We start from the raw sequence: 24829 nt of genomic DNA on the forward strand, positions 1-24829 counted from the left end.
TAGATACAAAAATCCCCGCTTCCGGGGGCGGAGCGGGAGACTGATTTAGGCCATTAATTTGGTCTGAAACCGTTTGGTCACCACTCCGCGATCATGGGGCGTACGACGCCCACGATTAGTAGCGATACAATGGACACCATGCTGACAAACGACATCGCGAGCGCCTTACGGCTCTCGGTTTTGTCTATCGCTATGGCTATAGCTTTCGTCACAACAGGTAAACTCCATCTGGCCTCAGCATTCATAGCTTTGGCTTGGGATGACTATATGCCTGATCGATTTTAAAAAAGCAAAGGAAAAAGTGGAAAATTTTTTCCTGAAAATTGGCAATCAAGCGACGATTTGGAATTAATTTTCTAAATATTAGCCATTTGTGAAAAATATTTTCCAAATGCCCCGGTTTTGATATCAAAACTTGCACGAGAGGCGGGGTTTGTGAAAGGCTTTTCCGCGCTGCAAAAGGGCCAATACCCCGCGTCTTGCCGTCATATCATATATCAGTCTTGCCAACTTGGCCATTAGGCTTATATGCCAGCCTGAAAAGGCTTATAATGCTTTAAGTTTTTGTGAACCGTTCTCAACTTTCCGGATAAGGATGAGATAATGCCTGCCTATCGTTCCCGCACTACCACCTTTGGCCGCAACATGGCAGGCGCACGCGCCCTATGGCGGGCGACCGGCATGACCGATTCCGATTTCACCAAGCCGATTATCGCGGTCGTCAATTCCTTCACCCAGTTCGTGCCGGGCCATGTCCACCTGAAAGACTTAGGCCAGATGGTGGCGCGTGAGATCGAAAAAGCCGGCGGTGTCGCTAAGGAATTTAATACCATCGCGGTTGATGACGGCATCGCCATGGGCCACGGCGGGATGCTCTATTCTTTACCCTCACGCGATCTGATCGCCGATAGTGTTGAGTATATGGTCAATGCCCACTGCGCCGATGCGATGGTCTGCATCTCCAACTGCGATAAGATCACACCGGGCATGCTGATGGCCGCCATGCGTCTCAATATTCCGGCGGTGTTCGTCTCCGGCGGGCCGATGGAGGCCGGTAAGGTCGTGTGGCCCGATAAGGACGGGGTGGCCAAGACCCATGCGCTCGATTTGGTTGATGCCATGGTTCAGGCTGCTGATGACAATATTTCCGACGCGCAGGTTAAGGCCGTCGAAGAAGCCGCCTGTCCAACCTGCGGGTCGTGTTCGGGCATGTTTACCGCCAATTCGATGAACTGCCTGACCGAAGCGCTGGGGCTGTCTTTGCCCGGGAACGGTACGGTTCTGGCCACCCATTCGGACCGCGAGCGCCTGTTTAAAAATGTCGGTCAGATGATCGTAGATATCACCAAGCGCTATTATGAGGGTAATGACGAGACTGTGTTGCCGCGCTCAATCGCCTCCTATGCCGCGTTTGAAAACGCTATGCGCCTTGATGTGGCTATGGGTGGCTCAACCAATACGGTTCTGCACCTTTTGGCCGCGGCGTCTGAGGCCGGTGTCAATTTCAAGATGGCCGATATCGACCGGATTTCGCGTTCTACCCCGTGCCTGTGTAAGGTGGCCCCCGCTACGTCGGATGTGCATATCGAAGATGTCCATCGTGCCGGCGGCATCATGTCAATCCTGGGCGAGCTGGCCCGCGGCGGGTTGCTGAACACGGAATTGCCGACCGTCCATTCGCCGACGCTCGGCCATGCGCTGGCCTATTGGGATATCCGCGTCACCAACGACGAAGAGGTGTCAGAGTTCTTCAAGGCCGCCCCCGGCGGGGTGCGCACCACGCAGGCCTTTTCGCAGTCAAAACGCTGGCCCGAACTGGACAAAGACCGTGAAAGCGGCGTCATCCGCTCGGTCGAGCATGCCTTCACCAAGGACGGCGGCTTGGCGGTGCTGTACGGCAATATCGCTGAAAAAGGCTGCATCGTGAAAACGGCGGGTGTCGACGAGTCCATCTGGAAATTCTCCGGTCGGGCGCGCGTGTTTGAATCTCAGGAAGACTCGGTTGACGCCATCCTGAAGAACCAGATCAAGGAAGGCGACGTCGTTGTCATCCGTTACGAAGGCCCCAAGGGCGGGCCGGGTATGCAGGAAATGCTGTACCCGACCTCGTACCTCAAATCCAAGGGCATGGGTAAGGTGTGTGCGCTTTTGACCGACGGACGGTTTTCGGGCGGCACGTCGGGGCTGAGCATCGGCCACGTCAGCCCGGAAGCGGGCGAAGGCGGGGCGATTGCTCTGGTCGAAGAGGGGGATATCATCGACATCGATATCCCCAACCGCACCATTGAATTGCGCGTCACGATGGAAGAGCTGGCCCACCGCCGTGCCAAAGAAGAAGCCCGCGGCAAGGACGCCTTTACGCCCAAGAACCGTGAGCGTTATGTTTCAGCCGCCCTGCAAGCCTACGCGGCGCTGACCACCTCCGCCGATACCGGCGCCGTGCGTGATCTCAATCAGCTCAAGCGTTGATCAGCGGATAAAGCTTAGGGACGGATCCCAGGCGCGGCTGTGTCCGCCGGGTTGGGCAACGGCGGTTTCGATATCGCCGGTCAGGTGTCGGTCGTGATGCTCACGAGCAATGTCGCCCAGGCTGATGATGCCACAGACGCGCTTATGCTCATTGAGGACGACCAGTCGGCGAATCTGCTCGGCCTTCATGACTTCGGCAGCTTCGCGGATGGTGTCGTCCTCAAAACAGTAGGTGATGTGGTCGGTCATGACGCGCATGACGCTTTCGTCGCAACTCATGCCGGTGGCGATACCGCGCACGACGATATCGCGATCGGTCACCGCACCTTTCAGCCGGTCGTTTTCTCCGATCGGCAGATAGCCCAGATCATGGTCACGCATGATCTCAGCCGCCTGACGCAGGGTCGTGTCGGGAGCGATGATTTTGAAGCTGGTGCTCATAAGGTCTCTAACGCGCATAATAACCTCCATAGGATATGGGTTTCAGATAAACGGGGTCGGGTCATGCGGAGCATCGAGCGCCCCGCGTTTCAGGCGCTGACCCAAGGCAATGGCGGCAAGCGCCATGCCCGCGCCAATAAGGCCGCCCAGCGCCACCCTTTGCATAACCGGACGGCGCGCCAGCGGCCCCTGAGTTAAGGGGCGGGCCAGAGCCTGCGCCATGGTCATATAGGGCAGGGCGGTAGCCTGAAGTGTCAGCAGACGTTTAAGCATGGCGCGTTTCCTCAACACGAAATTAAACAGGTTCGCGACGAATACTAAGATCGTGCGCATAAAAATGCAGGATTTGAGAGATCATTTTAAATTAAAAAGCACGGTCTTTAAATCGTTGGGTTTGTAAATGACGACAATTTGATTTTCTGAATATGAAATCGTTGCTGTTTCGGCTGCGTGCTGTTTATTTTCGGTGAAATGGATGGCGTTATTTGCTATATTTTTACTTAAGCTCATATGTGCGCCATAATAATCTTATGGCGTATGCATTAGGCTTTAAGATTGGAATTTCAACGGAGACGTTCAAATGCCGCACCCTTCGTTCCCTCGCCATTCGGCCAAAAATGCGCGCCCTGCCTCAAACCGCAGGGCCTATGATGACCGCGATAATGACTACGTCCTGTCCTATGATCCGCGCAGCAATGCCCGTCATCAGCGCAGTGAAGACGAAGACTATGCCAATACGCTCGATCAGGATCGACGAAGTCATAAATAACCCCCCGATTACCCGATTGGAGACCTAAAAAGATGACACAGGTAGCTCACGCTCGCCCCGTTTCAGGCCCGATGTTCAGCCTGCCGGTGCTTATTTTTTCAACGGCGGTTTTGGGGCCGGTTCTTAAATCGTTTTACGACGGCTTTTTCCACGGGCCTTATCAATATAGGCGCTGCCTGAAGGGTGATAAGAAACTGCGTGATGACCTGAGTGAAGATCAGGTGGATCACATGGTCGAAGACAGTTTTCCGGCCAGCGACCCGCCCAGCAGCTATTAAAAAAACCGGCGGAGAGATTCCGCCGGTTTTTTTTAGTATTTGTGCACGTCTGAGGGTTTACGCTCATCAAATCCGGAAACCTCATCTCCAGACTTGTGGTCAAGATCGTCCGGGATGATCTGGTCGGCGGCATTATCTGGGTAGTCAGGCTCATTGAATCCCGATGGATCACGATGATCGCGCTGTGTTTTAGGGGTTATCACCGGTTCAGCGGGTTTGGGATTGTCGGGCATGGCGCGCACCTGAAAAAAGGTTAGGGTTGCCTCACCATGCGCCGTCGCCGATAAGGTTGATATGTAAGGTCATGAATTTGTGCGCAAAAAAGAGGTAAGTGCATGGGTGCGCGCGCTTAGCCTTGACATTGTGGCTTAAGGATTTAGCGTCAACTGAAACCAGTTGTCATTGTCCCGGAACCTTTGCCATGCGCACTCAAATCCTTACCCTGTCTGTTAGCCTGATGGCGCTGGCCGCGGCCGCCGGGGCTGAGCCGGTCATTAGCGGTGCGCGCATTTCTGAGGACGTAAAGGTGCTGTCATCTGACGCATTTGCCGGTCGCGGTGTGGCCACCCCTGCCGAAGACAAGGTCGTCGCGTTTGTGTCGAAGGCCTATAAGGACGCAGGCCTTGCGCCGGGCGGTGAAAATGGCGGCTGGACGCAGACCGTAAAATTGCGCAAGTTTCAGGTCAGTGATCCGACTTTGAGCCTTAACCTCAAGGGGCAGCCTATGCCGCTGGTGCAGGGCGAAGACATTACGGCCTCGACACGCGGCGCTCTGGGGGCGGTGAGTTTTAAGGACACGCCGCTGGTGTTTGCCGGTTATGGCGTGACGGCCCCAGAGCGCGGTTGGGATGATTTCAAAGACGTTGATATCAAGGGCAAGATCATTGTGGTTCTGATCAATGACCCCGATTTTTATCAACCAGACGCTCAGACCTTTAACGGCAAAGCCATGACCTATTACGGCCGCTGGACCTATAAGTTCGAGGAAGCCGCCCGCAAAGGGGCCGCCGGGGTCATGATCATCCACGACAGTGCCGCCGCCTCTTACGGCTGGAATACCGTCAAAAACTCCTGGTCGGTGGCGCAGTTCGATATTGTCCGCCCCGACCCTTCGGCCACTAGCCCCAAGCTGGAAGCGTGGATTAGCGCCGACGCGGCCACTAAGATATTTGCGGCGGCGGGGCTTGATCTCAATGCGCTCAAAATCGCGGCCCGGTCCAAGGATTTCAAGCCCGTGCCGCTGGACGGAATTACCCTGTCCGGCGGCTATAAGGTCGCAGCCGAAGAGGTGGTCAGCCGCAATATCATCGGCCAGCTCAAAGGCGCCAAGCGCCCCGATGAGACCGTCTTTTACATGGCGCATTGGGATCATATCGGGATTGGTGCGCCGGACGCTGAGGGCGATGCCATCTTTAACGGCGCGGTTGATAATGCCACGGGTGTGGCGGCCCTGATCGAACTGGCGCGCGCCTTTAAGGCGTCGGGTAAAACCCCTGACCGTACGGTCGCCTTCATTGCGGTCACCGCCGAAGAAAGCGGTTTACTGGGCTCGGAATATTACGCTTCTAACCCGATCTATCCACTGGCGAAGACCGTGGGTGGCATCAATATGGATGCGCTCAATGTCTCAGGCCGCACACGCAATGTCGAAGTGGTCGGTTCCGGCCAGTCGTCGCTGGAGGACGATCTGAAAACCCTGGCGGGGGGGCAGAATCGCGTGCTGACGCCTGATGAAACGCCCGAAGCCGGCTACTTCTTCCGCTCGGATCACTTCCCGCTGGCCAAGCGCGGTGTGCCGGTGCTTTATGCTGCCTCTGGTCTGGATATGGTCGAGGGTGGCGTGATCGCCGGTCGCGCCTTTGATGAGGATTACCGCAAAAACCGCTACCATCAGGCCAATGACGAATGGTCGGCGGATTGGGATCTGTCGGGTCTGGCGGAAGATGTGGCGCTCTATTATCAGTTAGGGGCTAAGCTGGCCAACTCGACTGTCTGGCCGCAATGGCGCGAAACCTCGGAGTTCAAAGCCGCCCGCGACAAAACGGCGGCGGCGCGCCCATAGATTAATCGTAGTTAACCTGTGGTTCAGTATAGGTTTTAGGTCGCGATTCAGGTTTCCACCGTAATTTCATACACCAACCCCTATGTCAGGTGAGTGTGCGTATGATGTTAACCTCCTTGTTTTCGACCCGCGAACAGGTTCTGGGCCAGGCGCTCTACGATGCCATCCCTATGATGGAATTTGACATCAAGGGCACGATCGTATCGGCTAATACCGACTTTCTCACTCTATTGGGTCATCGCCTCAATGAACTGAGCGGCAAGCCCTATACGGTCATTTGCGATCTGGCGACCGTTGCTGATGGCCGCGCCGAAGATATCTGGCGCCGGGTGTCGGGAGGTGAAACCCTTCAGGAAACGCTGAAACTGCAAGCCAGAGACGGCAGCGCCCGCTGGATGCAGGCCTGCCTGCTGCCGGTCAGGGCCTCAATGGGCAAGATGGAGCGCGTCATTCTGGCCGGGTGCGATATTACGGCCATCAAGCAAAAGGAACTGGCCAGCCGTAACCTGCTGAAAGCCCTGTCGGATACCCATGCCGTGGTCGAATTTTGCGCGCGCGGACAAATCCTCTATGCTAATGACAGCTTTCTCAAACTTACCGGCTACAGCCTGAATGAGTTGCTGGGCCGCCCCCATCGCAAGCTGTGCGAATATGACCGGGGCTTAAGCAGCGAATATTCGGACTTTTGGGACGGACTGGCCAAAGGGCAGGCTCGCCACGGTGAATGTGTCCGGTACGGTAAGGATGGCCGTCACATCGCGCTTTCTGCGAGTTATAATCCGGTGCTGGATGATGCGGGTGGGGTGGCTAAGGTTGTGCTTTATGCCACCCCGATCGCGCGCAGCGATATGGACAGCCTCAGGGACGCCGCCTAATCAGATGCGAATTAGTCGAAAAACATAATAAAAATTACTGGAGGGGCCAAGTTTAATGGCTGATTAAGTTCACTTTGATATCTTGGTTTCATAAGTTGCTTAAAGCAACGGTCGTATTATACCAGGGAAGCAATATGTTTTTTTCCGCCCAGTCTGCCGATTATCGCTCCATTATGGATGCCCTTAGCCTGTCGCAGGCGGTCATTGAGTTTACCCCGGCAGGTCATGTTCTGACCGCCAATGCCAATTTCTGTGACCTGTTGGGTTACAATCTGAAGGAAATTGAAGGCAAGCACCACAGCCTGTTTTGTGCCCCCGATTACATCAACAGTCCGGACTATGCGCAATTTTGGCGCGATCTGGCGTCGGGGCAATTCAAAAGCGATGAATTCAAACGTATCGGCAAGGGCGGCAAGGCCGTCTGGATACAGGCGACCTATAATCCGATCCGTGACAAGTCCGGACGCGTCACCAAGGTCATTAAATTCGCCACCGACCTCACCGCGATTAAATCCCGCAATGATGATTTTCAGGGCAAGATCAAGGCCATTGACCGAGCGCAGGCGGTCATTGAGTTTACCCCGACGGGCGACATCCTGACGGCCAATGAGAATTTTTTGACAGTCATGGGTTATGATTTGAGCGAAATTCAGGGCCGTCATCACCATATGTTCTGCGATCCTGCCTATATAGCGACCGAAGACTATAAGGCTTTCTGGCGTGATCTGGCGTCGGGTCAGTTTCAGGCGGCGGAATATAAGCGTCTGGGTAAGGGCGGGCGCGAAGTCTATATTCAGGCCTCCTATAACCCCATTTTCGATGACACCGGCGCGGTCGTAAAGGTCGTTAAATTCGCGACTGACCTCACCCCGGTCGTGTTGCGTCGCCTGCGTAATGATGCCTTGAGCCGTGATATCAATGACGATCTGGGCGGGGTGATTGGCGAAATCACCGAGGCCGCCGGTATGGCGTCCAATGTCGCCGAGGCATCGTCTGACACCAGCGGCATCATCAATTCGGTAGCGGCCGCGACCGAAGAACTGAGCCAGAGCGTGCGTGAGATTTCCGTCAGCATGGTTGTTACCCGCGACAATGTCGAAGGTATCTTCAAGCATGCCGAAAGCGCCAGTGCCTTTGCGCTAAATCTTGATCAATCGGCCTCGGCCATGACCGGCATTGTCACCCTCATTCAGGATATAGCCGGTCAGATTAATCTGCTGGCGCTCAATGCCACCATTGAGTCCGCCCGCGCCGGGGAGGCCGGTCGTGGCTTTGCGGTGGTGGCGTCCGAGGTCAAGTCGCTGGCCAATCAGGCGGCGCGCTCGACCCAGACCATTTCCGAAGAAATTACCCGCATGCAGACGGTCACAGCCGATGTGGTCAACGCGCTGGGTGAAATCTCAGGCGCCATGACGATTGTGATGGAAAGTGTCACCAGCGTCGCCGGGGCGATTGAGCAACAAAATGCCGCCACCGGCGAAATCTCCGGCAATATGCAGTCGGCGGTCGATGCCATTCACCGTATCGAAGAGAGCTTGGTGCGCATCGACCACAGCTTCCGTCAGGTCACTCTGGCGTCAGAGCAGGTGAAAAAGAACGTCGAGGTTCTGGCGGCTTAAACACACCACACTTAGCCAAACACCGCTTTCAGCAGATCCGTCGTGCGGCTGGCCGGATTGGTGCGGATGGCGCGTTCTTCGGTACCGACATAGTGGAACAGCCCGTCCAGCGCCTTACCCACGGCATATTCACTCAGGTAAGTCTTGGGGTCTTTCTTGATGTAGGCCCCAAGGCCGTTGCGCTCGATGGCATGGTCTAATGACTGCACAGCCCCGGTCGATTGCAGGGCCTCGCCCATCGGCGGCGTGAACAAGGTAATCAGGCGGGGCGTCGTCGATTTCTGCAAATATTGCGTGCCGGAGGTCGGCCCGCCTCTGACAATGCCAACCACATCGGTCAGGGTGATCGATTTAATCGCATCCAAAAACAGATCCTTGGCGACAGGTGCGGCGACTTCGGCGGCGTGATTGACCTTTTCATGCACTTCATCGAGCGCGCCGGACATGCCAAGCGGTTTTAAGGTCTTCTGAACCTTGGCAATGGTTTTGGGCAGGGGAATGCGGATCAGGTCATCGCCCCAGTAACCATCATCGCGGCCGACTCGGGTGACGGCGGCGACCGCCCCAAGGGATAGGGCCTCACGGATGCCTTTGTCGGCGGTGGCTTTGGTGACGCCTACAGGCAGGCCCGTCGATGAGGTTTTTTTGGAGGTCTTGCCGATGGCGGCTTTAAGCGCGTTTTCCAGTTCATCCTGAGTTTGCGCTATAGCACTTCCCGCCGTCAGGCCCATCGCCATAAGACCCAAAAGCAGTTCGCGTCTGTAATTATCCATGATCCGCCCTTAGCCTTTTGTTCATTGCCTGATTAGCAAAGCTTAGCTGTCAGATAATGATATATCGCTTTTTTGACGCAGCCAGAAATGCTTTTTACGCGACACCTGATCGGGCGCGCGGTACAGGTGCGCCTTGTAAAAACGAGACCGGATTGTGACGACTGAACTTGCGACCACGATTTTAAGTGAGACTGACCTGCTCAGGCTTGGCCAACTGGCCATCGACGCCGGGGCCGAGATCATGCGCATCTATGAGGGCGAGTTCGATGTCCAGATCAAGGGCGACCAAAGCCCGCTGACCCAGGCCGATCTGGCCTCCCATGCCGTGATTGCTGAGGGGCTGGCCCAAGATTTTGGCCATATTCCGGTGGTGTCCGAAGAGGACACCGACAGCCATAATGCTCCCGAAGGCGAGACGGGGTCGTTCTTTTTGGTCGATCCGCTCGATGGCACCAAGGAATTCATCAATCGCCGTCCGGATTTCACTGTCAATATCGCCCTGATCCAAAACCAGCGCCCAAAATACGGCATCATCTATGCGCCTGTGCGCAAAGCCCTCTATATCGGTGATGTGGTGTCGGGTCTGGCCTACCGGATCGAAGCTGAGCGCCTTGACGGGCTGACGCTGGCTGATTTCGCGCCGCTTAAGGTTCGGGCCGCACCACAATCTTTGGCTGCAGTCTGTTCCCTGTCGCACAATTCGCCGGAAACCGAAGCCTATCTTGATCTTTACGGTGTCTCGGAACGGGTCGCCATCGGGTCATCGCTGAAGTTCTGTCTGGTGGCCGAAGGGCAGGCTGATCTTTATCCGCGCCTTGGGCCGACGATGGAATGGGACACGGCGGCCGGTGATGCCATTCTGACGGCCGCGGGTGGTAAGGTTTTATCGCGTGACGGTGCGCCGCTCATCTATGCCAAGCCCCGCTTTTTTAACCCTGAATTTTTCGCGCAAGGCGACGTCGCCTTCAAAGTGCCGAACTGAATCATGAGCAATATTATTACCTACCCCCTGTCGGACCACTTAAAGCGGTTAGAGGCCGAGTCGATTGAGATCATGCGCGAAGTCGCCGCCTCGTTTGAGAACCCGGTCATGCTCTATTCGATCGGTAAAGATTCCGGCGTCATGCTGCACCTGGCGATGAAGGCGTTTTATCCGTCCAAGCTGCCTTTCCCGCTGCTGCATGTCGATACGCGCTGGAAATTCGCTGACATGATCCGCCACCGCGACATGATCGCGGATAAGTACGGCGTGAAACTTCTGGTCTACACCAACCCGGAAGGCGTGGAACGCAACATCAACCCGATCGATTCCGGTTCCTCCCTGCACACCCAGATCATGAAGACCGAAGCGCTTAAAAAAGCGCTCGATCTTTACGGCTTCGATGCCGCCTTTGGGGGGGCCCGCCGTGACGAAGAAAAATCGCGCGCCAAGGAACGGATTTTCTCCTTCCGCTCCGCCGGCCACGTCTGGGACCCGCGCAACCAACGGCCGGAACTGTGGAACCACTATAATACCCGCATCAATAAGGGTGAGACCATCCGCGTCTTCCCGCTCTCCAACTGGACCGAGCTTGATATCTGGGAATATACCCGCGCCGAGAACATCCCGATTGTGCCTCTGTACCTGTCGGCGCCGCGTCCGGTGGTCAAGCGCAGCGGTATGCTGATCATGCGTGACGATGAGCGCATGCCGCTTAATCCCGGCGAAGATGTCGAAATCCGTAATATCCGCTTCCGCTCGCTGGGCTGCTATCCGCTCAGTGCGGCTGTGGAGTCCGAGGCCGATACGCTGGATGACATCATAGCTGAAATGCGCTCAAGCCGCTCGTCCGAGCGTCAGGGGCGTCTGATTGACTCCGACGAGTCCGCCTCGATGGAAAAGAAGAAAAAAGAAGGGTATTTTTAGGGCCTCAGACAAAAGTTGCCCTGCGGGTACTTTTGTCTGGCTCGATACCTTTAGCTGAATGTATGGAATTTTAGATGTCGCTTGAGACCGCTACCCTGACCGCCGATGCCGCACCTAAGACGGCCACGCTTGAGAAAAGCCTGCTGCGCTTTTTGACCTGCGGTTCCGTCGATGACGGCAAATCTACCCTGATCGGGCGGTTGCTGTACGACACCAAGCTGATCTTTGACGACCAGCTTCAGTCGCTGGAGCGCGATTCCAAAAAACACGGCACGACCGGCGAAGATATCGACTTCGCGCTGCTGGTCGATGGCCTTGAGGCCGAGCGTCAGCAGGGCATCACCATCGATGTCGCCTACCGTTTTTTCAGCACGCCTAAACGCTCGTTCATCGTGGCCGATACGCCGGGCCATGAACAATATACCCGCAATATGGCCACCGGCGCGTCCAATGCGGATCTGGCCATTATCCTGATCGACGCCCGCAAAGGCGTGCTGCCGCAGACCCGCCGCCATTCGTTTATCGCCTCTCTGCTGGGCATCAAGCATGTGGTCGTGGCGGTCAATAAGATCGATCTGGTTGACTATGATCAGGCGCGGTTTGAGGAAATCCTGACGGCTTACCGCGAATTTGCCGACCAACTTGGCTTTACCTCCATTCAGGCCATTCCGCTGTCGGCGCGCTTTGGTGAGAACATGATCACCCGCTCAGGCCTCATGCCCTGGTATGACGGGCCATGCCTGTTGGAGCATCTCGAAGCCGTTGATGTCGAAAGCGTTGACGCCCAGAAACCCTTCCGCATGGGCGTGCAGTGGGTCAATCGCCCGAACCTCGATTTCCGCGGCTTTTCCGGCACTATCCATTCGGGCGTGATCAAGCCCGGTGATGAATTGGTGGTCGCCGGTTCAGGTAAATCCTCGGTGCTGAAACGCATCGTCACCGCCGATGGTGACCTGAGCGAGGCCCGCGCCGGTGCGGCGGTGACGCTGGTGCTCAATGACGAAATCGATGTGGCGCGCGGCGACACCTTTGCCCACCCGCAAAGCCGCCCCGAAGTCTCCGACAGCTTTGCCGCCCATATCCTGTGGATGACCGACGAAGCCTTGCAGGTTGACCGGCCCTATCTGATCAAGCTCGGCCATAACTATATTCCGGCGCGTGTCACCCGTATCGAGCATAAGATCAATATCAACACCCTGGAACACGAAGGTGCGCATAAGCTTGATCTCAATGAGATTGGCCTGTGCCATGTGCGCCTGTCGTCGCAGACGGCTTTCGATGCCTATGACCTGAACCGCCATAACGGCTCATTCATCCTGATCGACCGCTTCACCAATGCGACGGCGGGTGCGGGCATGATCACTCAGGGGCTTAACCGCGCCACCCACGTCCACCGTCAGGATCTTACGGTCGGTAAGCAGGCGCGTCAGGAACTGAACGGTCATAAATCGGCGGCCCTGTGGCTGACCGGTCTGTCCGGGTCGGGCAAATCGACCATCGCCAATCTGGTGGTGTCGGAACTGCACGCCCGCGGCATTCGCACCATGATGCTGGACGGCGACAATATCCGTCACGGCCTCAATAAAGACCTCGGCTTTACCGATGCTGACCGGGTGGAAAATATCCGTCGCGTCGGTGAGGTGGCCAAGCTGTTTGTCGATGCGGGCACGGTCGTGTTGTGTTCATTCATTTCGCCGTTTGCGTCTGACCGGCAAATGGTGCGCGACCTGTTTGAGGACGGTGAGTTCTTTGAGGTGTTCATCGACACCCCCATTGAGGACTGCATCAACCGCGACCCCAAGGGCCTCTATGCCAAGGCGCTTAAAGGCGAGATCAAGAACTTCACCGGCCTTGACAGCCCCTATGAAGCGCCTGAAAATGCTGAGATTGTCGTCAAGACCGAGCGCATGACCGCCGCCGAAGCCGCAGGCCAGATCATCGAGCGCCTGCGCGTGTCGGACCTGTTAAGCATGTATGATGGCGACTGGAGCATATAGCCTGTGTAGGCCTTATGGTCTACCGGCCAGCCTCCCTATGTGCGGTTTATATAGATCAGCCTTACCCCTGTTTATATAGCTGGCACAAGGTGTCGATCATCTGCTTCGCCGCGGGGTCGCTGATGGAATAGTAGATGGTTTGGCCGTCCCGGCGGGTATCGACCAGTGCTTCGGCACGCATCTTGGCCAGGTGCTGCGAGGTGGAGGACACGGTCTGTCCCAGGGTATCGGCCAGGTCTGTGACGCTGGCCTCGCCCTCGAACAGTCGGCACAGGATCATCAGCCGATGTTCGCTGGCGAGGAGTTTAAGCATACGCGTCGCCCGCCGCACATTTGGTTTCAGGGTTTCAATGTCTTGAGCGCTTACCATACTTACTGAACTCGCTTTACGGTGTCGTCTTTAAAAACAACATATATGGCTGGGATAACCAGCACAGTCAAAAGGGTAGAGGATAGCAGGCCAAACAGTAAGGCGATCGCCAGCCCCTGAAAGATCGGATCGAACAGGATGACACTGGCACCGATTATGGCCGCAAGCGCGGTCAGCAGGATCGGTTTGAAGCGGGTTGCCCCGGCTTCGAGCAGCACCTCACGCAACGGTCGCTTGCTGCCATTGGCATCGAATTCGGCATGACGGATGAAATCGACCAGCAGGATCGAGTTGCGCACGATGATACCGGCCAGGGCTATGAAACCGATCATCGAGGTGGCTGAGAATGGTGCGCCAAACAAGATGTGCCCAATAACAATCCCGATCAGCGTCAGAGGCACCGGCGTCAGAATGACCAGCGGCAGGCGAAAGTTTTTGAACTGCGCCACCACAAGGATGTAAATGCCCAGCAGGGCCACACCAAACGCTGCCCCCATGTCGCGGAACGTCACCCAGGTGATTTCCCATTCACCGTCCCATAGTATGGTCGGAACGGTTTCATCCTCGGGCTGACCGTTCAGGCGAACGACCGGCTTGGGCAGGCGGCCCCAGTCTGCGGCGTCAATGGCGTCATTGACTGCACCCAGACCGTAAATCGGGGCCTCGTAGCGCCCGGCCAGTTCAGCCATGATCATGTCGGCATCGCGGCCATCGCGGCGGTAATAGGCGGTTGAGCCTTGGGTCGTTTCAAAGCTTGCCACCTCATTCAGGGCCACCAGTCGTCCGCCCGACGTAGCCACCGGCATGGCTTTCAGGGTTTCGTTCAAATAACGGGCATTTTGTGGCAGGCGCAGTGCGATATCCAGCGGTTCGCGACCTTCGCCGGAACGGCTGGCCTGATGGGCATAGCCCAGCACCTGACCATTCATCAACGTGTTTACCGAGGCGTAGAGTTCAGCTTCCGATATTTTCAGGCTTTCCAGTCGCGTGCGATCCGGCACCAGACTAAGACCGGGGCGCGGCAGGCCGTAGCTGTCATCAACATCGACGATGAAATCGATGCTATGGAAAATACCTTTCAGCTTCTCGGCGACGGCGCGACGGGTGACCGCGTCAGGGCCGTAAACCTCGGCCAGCAGGGTCGCCATGACCGGCGGGCCGGGTGGGGCTTCGACCACCTTGAGGACTCCGCCCGCCGGGAGTTTAAGGGCTTTCAGCCGTTCGCGCAGGTCGAGGGCAATGGCATGGCTGGCGCGTGAACGCTCGTGTTTGGGGGCCAGCAGGACGTTCAAATCCCCCTGTTCAGGTCGCGCACGCAGATAATAGTGACGCACTAGACCGTTGAAGTTGAACGGCGTGGCCGTGCCGGCATAGGCATCAATCGCTTCAACCTCTTTCAGGCCCGATGTAATACGCGCCGCTTCGGCCAGAACGCGCTCGGTCATTTCAAGTGACGTGCCTTCGGGCAGGTCGGCGATAACCTGAAGTTCGGATTTATTGTCAAAGGGCAGCAGTTTGACGGTGACGACCTTAAAGCCGAACAGGCTCATGGACACGAGGGTGGCGATGCCGACGGCGATCAGGAAGGTCCAGGCGCTTTTGCGGGTCGCGATAACCTTTGACGCGACCCGGCGATACACGGCGCCGATAAAGCCCTCATGGTCGTGATGCTCCTGTGCGTGGGTTTTACGGGCAAAGCGGATCATCAGCCACGGGGCCAAAATAACCGCGACAAAGAAGGAAAATACCATGGCGGCTGAGGCATTGACCGGAATCGGCGCCATATAGGGGCCCATCATGCCAGAGACAAACAGCATCGGCAGAAGGGCTGCCACGACGGTTAGGGTCGCGACGATGGTTGGATTGCCGACCTCTGCCACGGCTTCGATCGTCGCCTGTACGCGGGTACGACCGTCCCCCATACCCCAATGCCGCGCTATATTTTCGATCATGACAATGGCATCATCGACCAGAATGCCGATGGAAAAGATCAGGGCAAACAGGCTGACACGGTTGATGGTGAAGCCCATCAGGTTTGAGGCGAACATCGTCAACAGAATGGTGGTCGGAATGACGACCGCTGTCACCCCGGCCTCGCGCCAGCCGATGGTAAAGCCGATCAGAATGACGATCGATACGGTCGCGAGGCCCAAGTGAAACAGCAGTTCATTGGCTTTTTCGTTGGCGGTTTCACCGTAGTCGCGGGTGATCGACACCTGAACGCTGTCGGGTATCAGCGTCCCCTGAAGGGCGTCGAGGCGCGCATGTATGGCGTGCGACACCTCCACGGCGTTGGCCCCCTGACGCTTGGCCACGGCCAGAGACACAGCGGGCGCTGCGCTCAGGCCATCCTTTGTCATCTGATAGCGCATGACGCGGGCCTGAGTTTCGCGCGGGGCCTGAAGCACCGTGGCCACATCGCGCACGAAGACCGTCTGACCTGTGACCGAGGTGACGCTGATCTGACCTATTTCAGTTGTGGAATTCAAAGACCTGCCGGCGTGGACGTCGAGTGACTGCCCACCGTCGCGCACGGAGCCTGCGGGCAGGGTTTGGTTAGCCGACTGTATGGCCGCAGACAAAGCCTGAAGGCTGACCCCGTGCAGGCTCATGCGCGAAGGGTCGGGCTCGATACGGATTTCGTCCGGTCGGCCACCCGTGATGAAGGTCAGACCGACATTGTCGACCTTGGCCACCTCGCTCTTCAGCTTGAGTGCCAGGTTATAGAGGGCCACATCGTCGATGCGTGTCCCCAGTGAGGGTTTGGGCGAGAGCGTGATCACCATGCCCGGCACATCGTTGATGCCGCGTGTTGAAATCAGGGGTTCGGGTATGCCCTTGGGCAGGCGATCGTAGTTGGCGCGCACCTTTTCGTGAATTCTGACCGCGGCTGTATCGGGATCGGTGCCGACCTTGAACCGGGCGGTCACCATGATGCTATCGTCTTCGATGAAGCTGTAGACGTGATCGACGTCATTGACGCTTTTGACGATGGTTTCGAGCGGCTTGGCAATCAGTTCCTTGGCGTCATTGGCTTTCAAACCTGCCGCCTGAACGATGATATCGACCATGGGTACGGATATCTGCGGTTCTTCTTCGCGCGGGATGGACATGACCGCCATCACGCCCACGAAAATCGCCACCAGCAGCGCCAGAGGGGTAAGGGGAGAATGCAGCGCAGCTTTTGTCAGCCGTCCGGACAGGCCCAGATTAACCTCGGGTTTTACGTCGTTCATTTTGAAACTCCGTAAGGGGCCAGGGTGTCGCCGTCTCTGAGGCCGCTCAGGATTTCCACGCTTTGGCCATCAAGGGGGGCGGTCTGGACGGGTATATCGCTAACGCTTTTGTTGGCGGCCACCAGACGCACATAATCAAGGCCATAACGCGTGGTGACATAGCTTAGGGGCACCTTGATGCCTGTGCGCTGGCCGAGGCTTATCGCCGTCACCACGCGCTCACCCAAAAGCACGCTGTCCAGCCCTTGAGGGGTGATATCGGCGATGACCTGACCATTATCGATGGCGGGATAGATCTGGCTGACTGTACCGTTGGCGTTAAGGCCGTTGGCCTCAAGCCGAACGCTTTGGCCAAGCACCAGACTGCGGGCCTGTTGCTCAGGTAGTTGCAACCTGACCACGCGAGGACCGGCGGTGATGGTGGCAATTGAGGTGCCCGCCATGACGGCGGCCCCGGCCGGTACATCGGCGCGAATGACCTTACCGGAAGTCGGGGCGCGAATAAGGCCTTGAGAGGCAAGGTCTCCGGCCGCGGCCCGTTGGGCGCGCGCTGACCGTAAGGCCGTTTCGGCCTGTTCCATCCGCGCCTTGGCGTAAATGCCTTTTTCATACAGCGTCTTTACGCGATTGTAGTCGGCTTCGGCTTGCGCCGCGGTGGCTGCATAGGCGCTGGCTTCAAAGTTCAGGCGTTGATCCTGAATGGTGCCAATGACCTGACCCTTGCTAACGGTATCGCCTTCGCGCACGTTCAGGGTGACGAGGACGCCTGAGATGCGCGCCACCGCCTCGCCCATGTCCCGTGTCGTCAGGGTGGCACCTACGCGTTTGATGTCGTCGATCGGTGCGGTGCGGACGGTCAGGGTTTCACCAGAAACGGTCTGCGGGGCCGCTTTGGGTTGATCCTCGTGCCCGCCTGAGCAGGCTGACAAGACCGTAAGTGATGCAAGCGACACAGCGAAAACAAAGGCGCGGGCGCGGGACATGGCAGTTTCCTTTATGTGTCTCAGCGGGTCGTCGGCAGGCCGGCGGCCTTCCAGTCATTTAGGCCGCCCTGCATGTGATGGTCGACCCCAAGGCCAAGGTCGCGGCAGGAAATGACCCCCTGAGCGGAGCGGCCACCGGCCAGACATTGCATAACAAGGGTGCGGCCTTTCGCCTCGGGCAGGGTTTCGGTCTTAAGGCGGGACAGGGGGATGTTGATCGCGCCTTTGATGTGTTCGGCTGCAAATTCTGAAGGCTCGCGCACATCTATCAGGGTTATTTCGCCCTTTTTCAGGCCCTCCGACACGTCAAGGGGTGTCAGATTAACAATCGGGTTTTGAGATTTGAACAGTCCGAACATGACGGTCTCCAAATGAGGGGTTGAAATTATATAATTTCGTATTTAAGATAATATGCAATTAAAGGCAAGCCCGCCGCACTATTTAAAATGAATACCTCACAGGGAGGGGTGGTGCCGGGGTCAGGAGAAACTGCGATGTCGAAGCCGCATATTGTGATTTTGGGTGCAGGATTAGGCGGAACTATTGCCGCCTTCGAAATTAAGGCGGCTGTCGGCGACAAAGCCGATGTCAGCGTCGTCAATAAGGGCGACACCTTCCACTTTGTACCGTCGAACCCGTGGGTGGCGGTGAAGTGGCGCACCCGCGAGGCCATCGAGGTCGATTTGAAGCCGGTGTTTAAACGCAAGGGCGTCGCCTTCTATCCGATGGGCGCCAAATCGATAGCGCCAAAGGACAACAAAATCACCCTGAACAGCGACTTTGATCTATCGTACGACTATCTGGTCATCGCGACCGGGCCGGAACTGGCGTTTGATGAAATCGAGGGGTTTGGCCCGCAACACTATACCCAGTCAGTCTGTCACGTCGATCATGCCCTTGGGGCTTCCGACGCCTTTGAAGCGTTTGTTCGCGACCCCAAACCTATCGTGGTCGGCGCCGTGCAGGGGGCATCATGCTTTGGTCCGGCCTATGAATTCGCCTTGATACTCGATACCGAACTGCGGCGACGTAAGGTGCGTGACCGCGTGCCGATGACCTTTGTGACGCCGGAGCCCTATGTCGGGCATCTGGGGCTTGATGGTGTCGGCGATACCAAGGGGTTGCTGGAGAGCGAAATGCGTCAGCGCCATATCAAATGGATCACCAATGCCAAGGTCGAAAAGGTCACCGCGGGCCTGATGCACATTGAGGAAGTCAATGACGACGGCTCGACCAAGGCGCGCCATGAATTACCGTTTGGTTATTCTATGCTGCTGCCGGCGTTCCGGGGCGTCGAAGCGGTCAGGGGTCATGAAGGCCTGACCAATCCGCGTGGCTTTATCCTGATCGATAAGCACCAGCGCAACCCGGCCTATCCCAATATTTTTGCGCTTGGGGTCTGTGTGGCGATTGCGCCGACAGGCAAAACGCCCGTGCCCGTTGGTGTGCCTAAGACCGGCTTTATGATTGAGTCGATGGTCACGGCCATTGCGCGTAATTTTAAAGAGATTCTGGCGGGTAAAGCCCCAACCCATGAAGCGACCTGGAACGCTATCTGTCTGGCCGACTTTGGTGATGGCGGCGTGGCCTTCTTTGCCCAGCCGCAGATTCCACCGCGCAACATCAACTGGTCGGCCTCGGGCAAGTGGGTACATCTCGCCAAGGTGGGCTTTGAAAAATACTTCATCGGCAAGGTTAAGTCCGGAAAGTCCGAACCGTTCTACGAAAAACTCGCGCTCGATCTGATCGGCGCGCACAAAATCAAGTAATGGAGATAGAAAATGACGATTGATCGTATGGTTATGGCCTTCGCCGGCCTTGTTGTGCTCATCAGTGTGGCCTTAAGTCACTATGTAAACCCGGCCTGGATGTGGCTGACCGTTTTTGTGGGGGCTAACCTCATCCAGGCCAGTTTCACCCGGTTTTGCCCTGCGGCGATGATATTCAAGGCCCTGGGTGCCAAGTCAGGGGCGGCTTTCAAATGAGCAAATCCTACCCAGACATTACCGCGCGTCTCTCGGCTAACCTGAAGACGCTGCGTAAGGATATCCCTGAGACTATGGCGGGCTTTTCGGCCCTGGCCAAGGCGGCCACGGCCGATGGCGCTCTGGACAAAAAGACCAAGGAACTGATTGCCCTGGCGATTGGCGTTGCCACCCGTTGCGACGGCTGCATCGGGTTTCATACCGAAGCGCTCGTGCGTCTGGGGGCTACCAAGGCTGAGATCGAAGAGACCCTGGGTATGGCCATCTATATGGGCGGCGGCCCGTCGCTCATGTACGCCGCCGACGCCGTTCTGGCGTTCGAGCAGTTTTCAGACTCGCAATAATGACCGCCCCCGCTCAAAATTGCCGGAATCGTTAGATTTCATTATTTGGGGCTACAGTAGTTGACTGCAATGAAGGGGGATTGTTTTAGATCGTTGTATCTTAATGGAAAATCTTCAACATTAAGCTGATTGGTGCCCAGGAGAGGACTCGAACCTCCACGACCGTTAAGCCACTGGCACCTGAAGCCAGCGCGTCTACCAATTCCGCCACCTGGGCACTTTATCATTAGGTGCGGCCTCAGGCCTTATCGGCTGAGGAGGCGGACGTTTAACGACAAACTTTTGTGGCGTCAATGGCTTATGTGACGAATATCCAAAACAATTTGTGCATGTTTTGACGGGGGGCTTTCATCAGGCGTTGCGTAAGCGAAAACCTTACGCTAATTGGGGGAGTGTAGCGATTATCCAGGGGTTTCCTATGGCGGAATTGGTCACGATCTTCGGTGGTTCGGGCTTTGTGGGCAAGCAGGTGGTGCGGGCTCTGGCCAAGCAGGGCTGGCGCATCCGTGTGGCGGTGCGTAAACCGACCGTGGCCTATGACCTTAAGCCGGCCGGTGACGTGGGCCAGATTCAGGTTGTGCGCTGCGATGTGCGCAAAGAGGCCGATATAGATCGGGCGCTGGAGGGGGCTACGGCCGTAATCAATCTGGTCGGTATTCTTTATCAGACCGGCGCGCAGACGTTTGATGCTCTGCATCGTCAAGCTTCAGCGACGATTGCCGAAAAGGCCGCTCATCTGGGTATCAAGCGCTTTGTGCAAATGTCGGCGATTGGTGCCGATGCAAAGTCTTCGTCGAAATATGCCGCCTCAAAAGGGCAGGCCGAGGCGGCCGTGCTTAAGGCCATTCCGACGGCTACCATCGTGCGGCCCAGCGTGATCTTCGGCCCGCAAGACGGCTTTTTCACCTCGCTGGCCAATCAGACCAAGATGTTCCCGTTCATGCCGTCAATCGGTGGCGGCAAGACGAAGTTCCAGCCGGTCTACATCGGTGATGTGGCCCAGGCCTTTGCGACGATCATGTCGTCCGATGCGCATTTTGGCAAAACCTATGAACTGGGTGGCCCCAAGGTCTACAGCTTCAATGACGTCGTTAAATATGTCGGTCAGGAAGTTATGGCGCCCAAGCCGCTGATTTACATGCCGTTCTTTGTGGCCAGTGCCATCGGGATCGGTGGCGATCTGATGGCGGCCTTTGGTCTGCCGCCGCTGGTGACGACCGATCAGGTGCTGTTGCTGCAAAAGGATAATGTTGTGGGCGCGCAGGCGGCAGGTCTTAAGGCTCTGGGCATAGCGCCGACCGCCGTGGAATCGGTGGTGCCGGGCTATCTGTGGCGCTTCCGCAAGAACGGCCAGTTTGCCGTAGCCGTCAGCTAAGATTGCTGAAGCCTGATTTAAAAAGCCCGCTGAGACATCAGCGGGCTTTTTTATTATCTGAACACCACGCCGTAGTGCAGCAGGATCAGTCCGGTGATGCCGACCGCCAGCCGCCACAGGGCGAAGACACCGTAGCCATGCTTGCTAACGAAATCGAGCACCGCGCGCACCACAAACAGGGCCGTTACAAAGGCGGCAATAAAGCCGGTGGCGATCAGCCCTACATCGCTGAAATCCATCTGATCATAGGTTTTATAGATGTCGTAGGCAAAAGCACCGGCCATAGTCGGCATGGCCAGAAAGAACGAAAATTCGGCGGCGGCCTTCTTCTCGACCTTCATCAGCATGGCCCCGATCAGGGTCGAGCCTGAGCGCGACATGCCGGGGATCATGGCCAGGCACTGAAACAGACCAATGGCCAGCGCGGTTTTAACATCCAACCGCATGGCGTCGCTATGGGTCGGTGTGGGTGCGAACCGGTCAACCAGCCATAATAATATGCCGCCGATTATCAGGGCGTAGCAAATGGTCTGCGGCGATTCAAACAGCACGCCCTTAATAAAGTCATGCAGTAGGACCCCCAGCACCAGCGCCGGCAGAAAGGCGACCAGTATGCTGATGACAAAGCCGCGTGACTGCGGGTTGGAGGGCAGGGTGGTGACGACGTTCCACAGTCGGTTGAAATAGAGGCTGAGCAAGGCCAGTACGGCCCCCAACTGGATCAGCACTTCAAACGTCTTACCCGTCGTGCTGAAATTCAGGAAATGGCTGAGCAGCAGTAGGTGGCCTGTAGAGGACACAGGGATATATTCTGTCAGGCCTTCGACAAAGCCCAGCAGCAACGCGATCAGATAATCCATAAAACCCTCTTGGAACGCAGCCTAGTGGCTCACAAACACATACGTCTGAACGACCCTAATCTACTGTGCGGGTATGACAAGAGGGTTAAGCCGCGCGCTGAAATGTTTATATTACGTTTTTCAGGGGTTTAAGGGGTGTTTGCCGATATAACGCAGACGGGCCTTGGGGGCGGATTTTGAAGCGATCTGCTCTATGGCGTGCGCCAGCCAGCCCGCACTGCGACCTAAGCCGTAAAGGGTGAACGGCGCTTCCTTGGGCAGATCGAGATGGCGACCCAGCAAGGCAACCGCCAGCGAGAACCCGGCCGGGCGTCCGGTCAGGTCTTCGCCGACCTGAAGGATGGTCTTGAGGTCATTACCCATGTGGGGGGCGGCAGCCATCAGGCTTTCGGCGCGCTGCTTTTCGGATGATGCTGTGCCAGCCTCAAAGCCGGGGAGCTCCAGACCCTGATTAAGGTAGGTCTTGGCGACCAGTTCCGGATTGCCGTGGCGGCGCACCTGAGTGACATAGGCTTCGGCGCGGGAAATGCGACCGCCGAGCTTTGGTCCCATCAGGGTGGCGAAACCGGCCATGATCGAATTGGCCAGCGGGCCTTGGGTGGCGGCACTGACGCGCACGGCCAGGGTTGCCTCGTCCAGTTCGGTGTCAGCCGACAGAATCAGAATGCGCCGGATCAGGTCGATATCGCGCGGGTCATTGACCTTCCAGCCGCGCGCAAGGCGTTGATGGAAAAACAGACGCGGACCACCGTTGGTCACCGAATCGATCAGTTCGTTGAGCAGGCCTGCCGCCTCTAACTCAAGGTCGCGCTCCGGCAAAATTTCCTGCATCGCCTCTTCTTCGAGGCGGCGGCTGAGCATGGCCATGACCCGTGCGCGCGGGCCGCCGGGGAAGTTGACATCGGGGCGTGGTTTCAAGGGGCCGAACAGGTTGGAATTATCGCTCTGCCACAGCAGCGTCGCTACGGGCTCGAAGTTTTCAGTCTCAGCGAGGACAAGGCTGTCCTGGCCGCGATAATAGTGGCGGCCCTGAAAGGTAATCGAAATCTCGGAATCGATGGAGGCTTCGCCCCGCGCCGGATTGCCTGAACTTATGATATTGGGGGCGGGACGGGACGCAGGCGTTGCATGGGTGTGGTCGCTGCGGCCGGACAGGCGCTCAACATCGTCGAGGGAATAGAGGCTTTTGCGCGGGTGATCAGGGTCACTTTTGGCCGCGATCCGCTGACGGCTGACGTAGGCGTAGAGGGTTTGGGGCTTAACATCCAGACGCTCCAGCGCCTCGGCGCGGCTAATCCATTGACGTGTCATATGTTTTCCCTGTGTATGCGAACGCGAACTGACAATGCGATAATCAAGATTGACGACTTGCGGTAATTAGACACATTTCATATAAAAAATCCATTATTGATTCGGGTGTGAGTCAAGATGGATTTCGATAAAGATGTGCGTAAATCGCTTTAGCCGTAGCTTAAGCTTAAAAACCGTCCATCCCTTGTCCCGCTTAAGTTTTTAGCCGGGCGTGAGCGTGAGACGCATACTATCTGCTTAGGGAATAAGACGATAATGTGGCGGTTGTCTGCGCGGGCGATCACAGTGTTTTGAAACTAATAAATGTAAGAAAATCATAAGCATGGTGGGTGTTGGAATGATTTCAAAGCTTTTCACGCCTAATTTGCGCATCCTGCGGTAAAAGGCTTGCCGTGACCGTGCGCAATATGGTTTTACTCGTCCTCTTGGCTTGCGTCGCCGCGCGCGCGGCTTTTCAATCACGGTTAAGTTTATGAGTGCCATTGAACGGCAGTTTTATCATTTTGCCTTTGACCCGGCTTCGCGCGTGGTGCGCATGGCGCTGGGCGAGAAGAAACTTGATGTCACTGAAATCGCCGTCAAATACTGGTCGCCAACCGATGAGTTGTTAAAGCTCAATCCGTCAGGGCTTTTGCCGGTACTGGTTGAGAATTACGAAGACGGCCAAACCGTGGTAGTGTGTGAGAACCGCGCCATCTTAGAGCACCTCGAAGAACTGCCGCTGTCGCCGCGCTTGTGGCCGGTGCCGATGCAGGAGCGAGCCGAGGCACGCCGTCTGGTCGGCTGGTTTGAGCGCAAGTTCGACTATGAGGTCAATGCCCTGCTGCTCTATGAAAAAATGGAAAAGCGGTTGATGGGGCATGGTGCGCCGGACATTAACAATCTGCGCGCCGGGCGTGAATCTCTGCGCGATCACTTAAGCTATTTTGAGAGCTTGCTGGAGACGCGTAACTGGCTGGCCGGACGGTCGATGTCCTATGCCGATTTTGTCTGCGCCGCGCATCTGAGTGTAATTGATTATTTCGATGAGATGAACTGGCAGAAATACCCGCACCTTAAGACCTGGTACATGGTTATCAAATCGCGCCCCTGTTTCCGGCCTTTGCTGAATGATATCCTGCCGGGGGTGACAGCGGCCGCCCATTATAAAGAACTTGATTTTTAGGCCGGCGTGCG

The 24829-nt window shown here is 56.7% G+C and carries 24 protein-coding genes and 1 tRNA gene; 14 read left to right on the plus strand and 11 right to left on the minus strand.

The annotated features are described in order from the left end of the window. Nucleotides 1-603 precede the first annotated feature (603 nt). Nucleotides 604-2469 (plus strand): dihydroxy-acid dehydratase, encoded by a 1866-nt coding sequence (gene ilvD, locus OVA03_RS12885; protein WP_267525226.1) that lies wholly within the window; start codon nucleotides 604-606, stop codon nucleotides 2467-2469. On the opposite strand, the gene OVA03_RS12890 is transcribed toward ilvD, so the two are convergent. Together OVA03_RS12890 and OVA03_RS12895 are read right to left on the minus strand one after the other, a co-directional pair. After that, nucleotides 2470-2928 carry a CBS domain-containing protein gene (locus OVA03_RS12890; RefSeq protein WP_267525228.1) on the minus strand — a complete coding sequence of 153 codons (459 nt, stop codon included), beginning with the start codon at nucleotides 2926-2928 and terminating at the stop codon, nucleotides 2470-2472. 24 nt (nucleotides 2929-2952) lie between these two features. Continuing rightward, nucleotides 2953-3183 carry a hypothetical protein gene (locus tag OVA03_RS12895; RefSeq protein WP_267525230.1) on the minus strand — a complete coding sequence of 77 codons (231 nt, stop codon included), beginning with the start codon at nucleotides 3181-3183 and terminating at the stop codon, nucleotides 2953-2955. Nucleotides 3184-3490: 307 nt separating this feature from the next. Here OVA03_RS12895 and OVA03_RS12900 point away from each other — a divergent pair, with 307 nt between their 5' ends. Both OVA03_RS12900 and OVA03_RS12905 read left to right on the plus strand, forming a co-directional pair. Beyond that, the gene (locus OVA03_RS12900; protein ID WP_267525232.1) at nucleotides 3491-3679 is read left to right on the plus strand and encodes a hypothetical protein; all 189 of its coding nucleotides are present in this window, start codon (nucleotides 3491-3493) and stop codon (nucleotides 3677-3679) included. 32 nt (nucleotides 3680-3711) lie between these two features. Then, nucleotides 3712-3957 carry a hypothetical protein gene (locus OVA03_RS12905; protein WP_267525234.1) on the plus strand — a complete coding sequence of 82 codons (246 nt, stop codon included), beginning with the start codon at nucleotides 3712-3714 and terminating at the stop codon, nucleotides 3955-3957. 32 nt (nucleotides 3958-3989) lie between these two features. On the opposite strand, the gene OVA03_RS12910 is transcribed toward OVA03_RS12905, so the two are convergent. Further along, a complete protein-coding gene (locus OVA03_RS12910) occupies nucleotides 3990-4190 on the minus strand; it encodes a hypothetical protein (protein WP_267525236.1) in 201 nt (66 codons plus the stop codon). Nucleotides 4191-4378: 188 nt separating this feature from the next. Here OVA03_RS12910 and OVA03_RS12915 point away from each other — a divergent pair, with 188 nt between their 5' ends. From OVA03_RS12915 to OVA03_RS12925, 3 genes are all read left to right on the plus strand, one after another. Continuing rightward, the gene (locus OVA03_RS12915) at nucleotides 4379-6019 is read left to right on the plus strand and encodes a M28 family metallopeptidase (protein WP_267525238.1); all 1641 of its coding nucleotides are present in this window, start codon (nucleotides 4379-4381) and stop codon (nucleotides 6017-6019) included. 101 nt (nucleotides 6020-6120) lie between these two features. Next, the gene (locus OVA03_RS12920) at nucleotides 6121-6894 is read left to right on the plus strand and encodes a PAS domain-containing protein (protein ID WP_267525240.1); all 774 of its coding nucleotides are present in this window, start codon (nucleotides 6121-6123) and stop codon (nucleotides 6892-6894) included. A 134-nt stretch (nucleotides 6895-7028) separates the two neighbouring features. Next, entirely contained in the window at nucleotides 7029-8513 is a 1485-nt protein-coding gene (locus tag OVA03_RS12925; RefSeq protein WP_267525242.1) for a methyl-accepting chemotaxis protein, read from the plus strand. Between the two features lie 11 nt (nucleotides 8514-8524). Here the strand turns inward: OVA03_RS12925 and OVA03_RS12930 are convergent, their stop codons facing one another. Beyond that, complete coding sequence (locus tag OVA03_RS12930; protein WP_267525243.1) at nucleotides 8525-9286, minus strand: DUF4197 domain-containing protein; 762 nt, start codon at nucleotides 9284-9286, stop codon at nucleotides 8525-8527. Nucleotides 9287-9440: 154 nt separating this feature from the next. Here OVA03_RS12930 and cysQ point away from each other — a divergent pair, with 154 nt between their 5' ends. The 3 genes from cysQ to cysN all read left to right on the plus strand — a co-directional run bounded on the left by cysQ (nucleotide 9441) and on the right by cysN (nucleotide 13189). Continuing rightward, on the plus strand, nucleotides 9441-10268 hold the full coding sequence (cysQ, locus tag OVA03_RS12935) for a 3'(2'),5'-bisphosphate nucleotidase CysQ (RefSeq protein ID WP_267525246.1): 828 nt from the start codon (nucleotides 9441-9443) through the stop codon (nucleotides 10266-10268). A gap of 3 nt (nucleotides 10269-10271) precedes the next feature. Further along, the gene (cysD, locus tag OVA03_RS12940) at nucleotides 10272-11192 is read left to right on the plus strand and encodes a sulfate adenylyltransferase subunit CysD (RefSeq protein WP_267525247.1); all 921 of its coding nucleotides are present in this window, start codon (nucleotides 10272-10274) and stop codon (nucleotides 11190-11192) included. 74 nt (nucleotides 11193-11266) lie between these two features. Then, nucleotides 11267-13189, plus strand: a complete 1923-nt coding sequence (cysN, locus tag OVA03_RS12945; RefSeq protein WP_267525249.1) for a sulfate adenylyltransferase subunit CysN — start codon at nucleotides 11267-11269, stop codon at nucleotides 13187-13189. 61 nt (nucleotides 13190-13250) lie between these two features. Here the strand turns inward: cysN and OVA03_RS12950 are convergent, their stop codons facing one another. The 4 genes from OVA03_RS12950 to OVA03_RS12965 are packed head-to-tail and all read right to left on the minus strand — an operon-like array spanning nucleotide 13251 to nucleotide 18137. Continuing rightward, nucleotides 13251-13559: an ArsR/SmtB family transcription factor gene (locus OVA03_RS12950; RefSeq protein WP_267525251.1), complete on the minus strand. Its 309-nt coding sequence runs from the start codon at nucleotides 13557-13559 to the stop codon at nucleotides 13251-13253. A 2-nt stretch (nucleotides 13560-13561) separates the two neighbouring features. Continuing rightward, the gene (locus OVA03_RS12955; protein ID WP_267525253.1) at nucleotides 13562-16795 is read right to left on the minus strand and encodes an efflux RND transporter permease subunit; all 3234 of its coding nucleotides are present in this window, start codon (nucleotides 16793-16795) and stop codon (nucleotides 13562-13564) included. Continuing rightward, nucleotides 16792-17778, minus strand: coding sequence for an efflux RND transporter periplasmic adaptor subunit (locus OVA03_RS12960; protein WP_267525255.1), 987 nt, complete (start codon nucleotides 17776-17778; stop codon nucleotides 16792-16794). Before OVA03_RS12960 ends, OVA03_RS12955 begins: the two co-directional genes overlap by 4 nt. 20 nt (nucleotides 17779-17798) lie before the next feature. Further along, entirely contained in the window at nucleotides 17799-18137 is a 339-nt protein-coding gene (locus tag OVA03_RS12965) for a rhodanese-like domain-containing protein (RefSeq protein ID WP_267525257.1), read from the minus strand. A 135-nt stretch (nucleotides 18138-18272) separates the two neighbouring features. Here OVA03_RS12965 and OVA03_RS12970 point away from each other — a divergent pair, with 135 nt between their 5' ends. From OVA03_RS12970 to OVA03_RS12980, 3 genes are read left to right on the plus strand one after another with little or no spacing between them, the layout of a single operon-like run. Further along, nucleotides 18273-19547, plus strand: a complete 1275-nt coding sequence (locus OVA03_RS12970; RefSeq protein ID WP_267525259.1) for an NAD(P)/FAD-dependent oxidoreductase — start codon at nucleotides 18273-18275, stop codon at nucleotides 19545-19547. A 12-nt stretch (nucleotides 19548-19559) separates the two neighbouring features. Next, entirely contained in the window at nucleotides 19560-19763 is a 204-nt protein-coding gene (locus OVA03_RS12975; RefSeq protein WP_267525261.1) for a YgaP family membrane protein, read from the plus strand. Continuing rightward, nucleotides 19760-20107 (plus strand): carboxymuconolactone decarboxylase family protein, encoded by a 348-nt coding sequence (locus OVA03_RS12980; protein ID WP_267525263.1) that lies wholly within the window; start codon nucleotides 19760-19762, stop codon nucleotides 20105-20107. Before OVA03_RS12975 ends, OVA03_RS12980 begins: the two co-directional genes overlap by 4 nt. 130 nt (nucleotides 20108-20237) lie before the next feature. On the opposite strand, the gene OVA03_RS12985 is transcribed toward OVA03_RS12980, so the two are convergent. Continuing rightward, nucleotides 20238-20324 (minus strand) — tRNA-Leu (locus OVA03_RS12985). 201 nt (nucleotides 20325-20525) lie between these two features. Here OVA03_RS12985 and OVA03_RS12990 point away from each other — a divergent pair. Further along, complete coding sequence (locus OVA03_RS12990; protein WP_267525265.1) at nucleotides 20526-21482, plus strand: complex I NDUFA9 subunit family protein; 957 nt, start codon at nucleotides 20526-20528, stop codon at nucleotides 21480-21482. Nucleotides 21483-21535: 53 nt separating this feature from the next. On the opposite strand, the gene OVA03_RS12995 is transcribed toward OVA03_RS12990, so the two are convergent. Next, nucleotides 21536-22342 (minus strand): undecaprenyl-diphosphate phosphatase, encoded by an 807-nt coding sequence (locus OVA03_RS12995; protein ID WP_267525267.1) that lies wholly within the window; start codon nucleotides 22340-22342, stop codon nucleotides 21536-21538. 120 nt (nucleotides 22343-22462) lie between these two features. After that, on the minus strand, nucleotides 22463-23653 hold the full coding sequence (locus tag OVA03_RS13000; protein WP_267525269.1) for a citrate/2-methylcitrate synthase: 1191 nt from the start codon (nucleotides 23651-23653) through the stop codon (nucleotides 22463-22465). Between the two features lie 472 nt (nucleotides 23654-24125). Here OVA03_RS13000 and OVA03_RS13005 point away from each other — a divergent pair, with 472 nt between their 5' ends. Beyond that, nucleotides 24126-24818: a glutathione S-transferase family protein gene (locus tag OVA03_RS13005; RefSeq protein WP_267525271.1), complete on the plus strand. Its 693-nt coding sequence runs from the start codon at nucleotides 24126-24128 to the stop codon at nucleotides 24816-24818. Nucleotides 24819-24829: the final 11 nt, after the last annotated feature.

The organism is Asticcacaulis sp. SL142 (assembly GCF_026625745.1).
Lineage (GTDB): Bacteria > Pseudomonadota > Alphaproteobacteria > Caulobacterales > Caulobacteraceae > Asticcacaulis.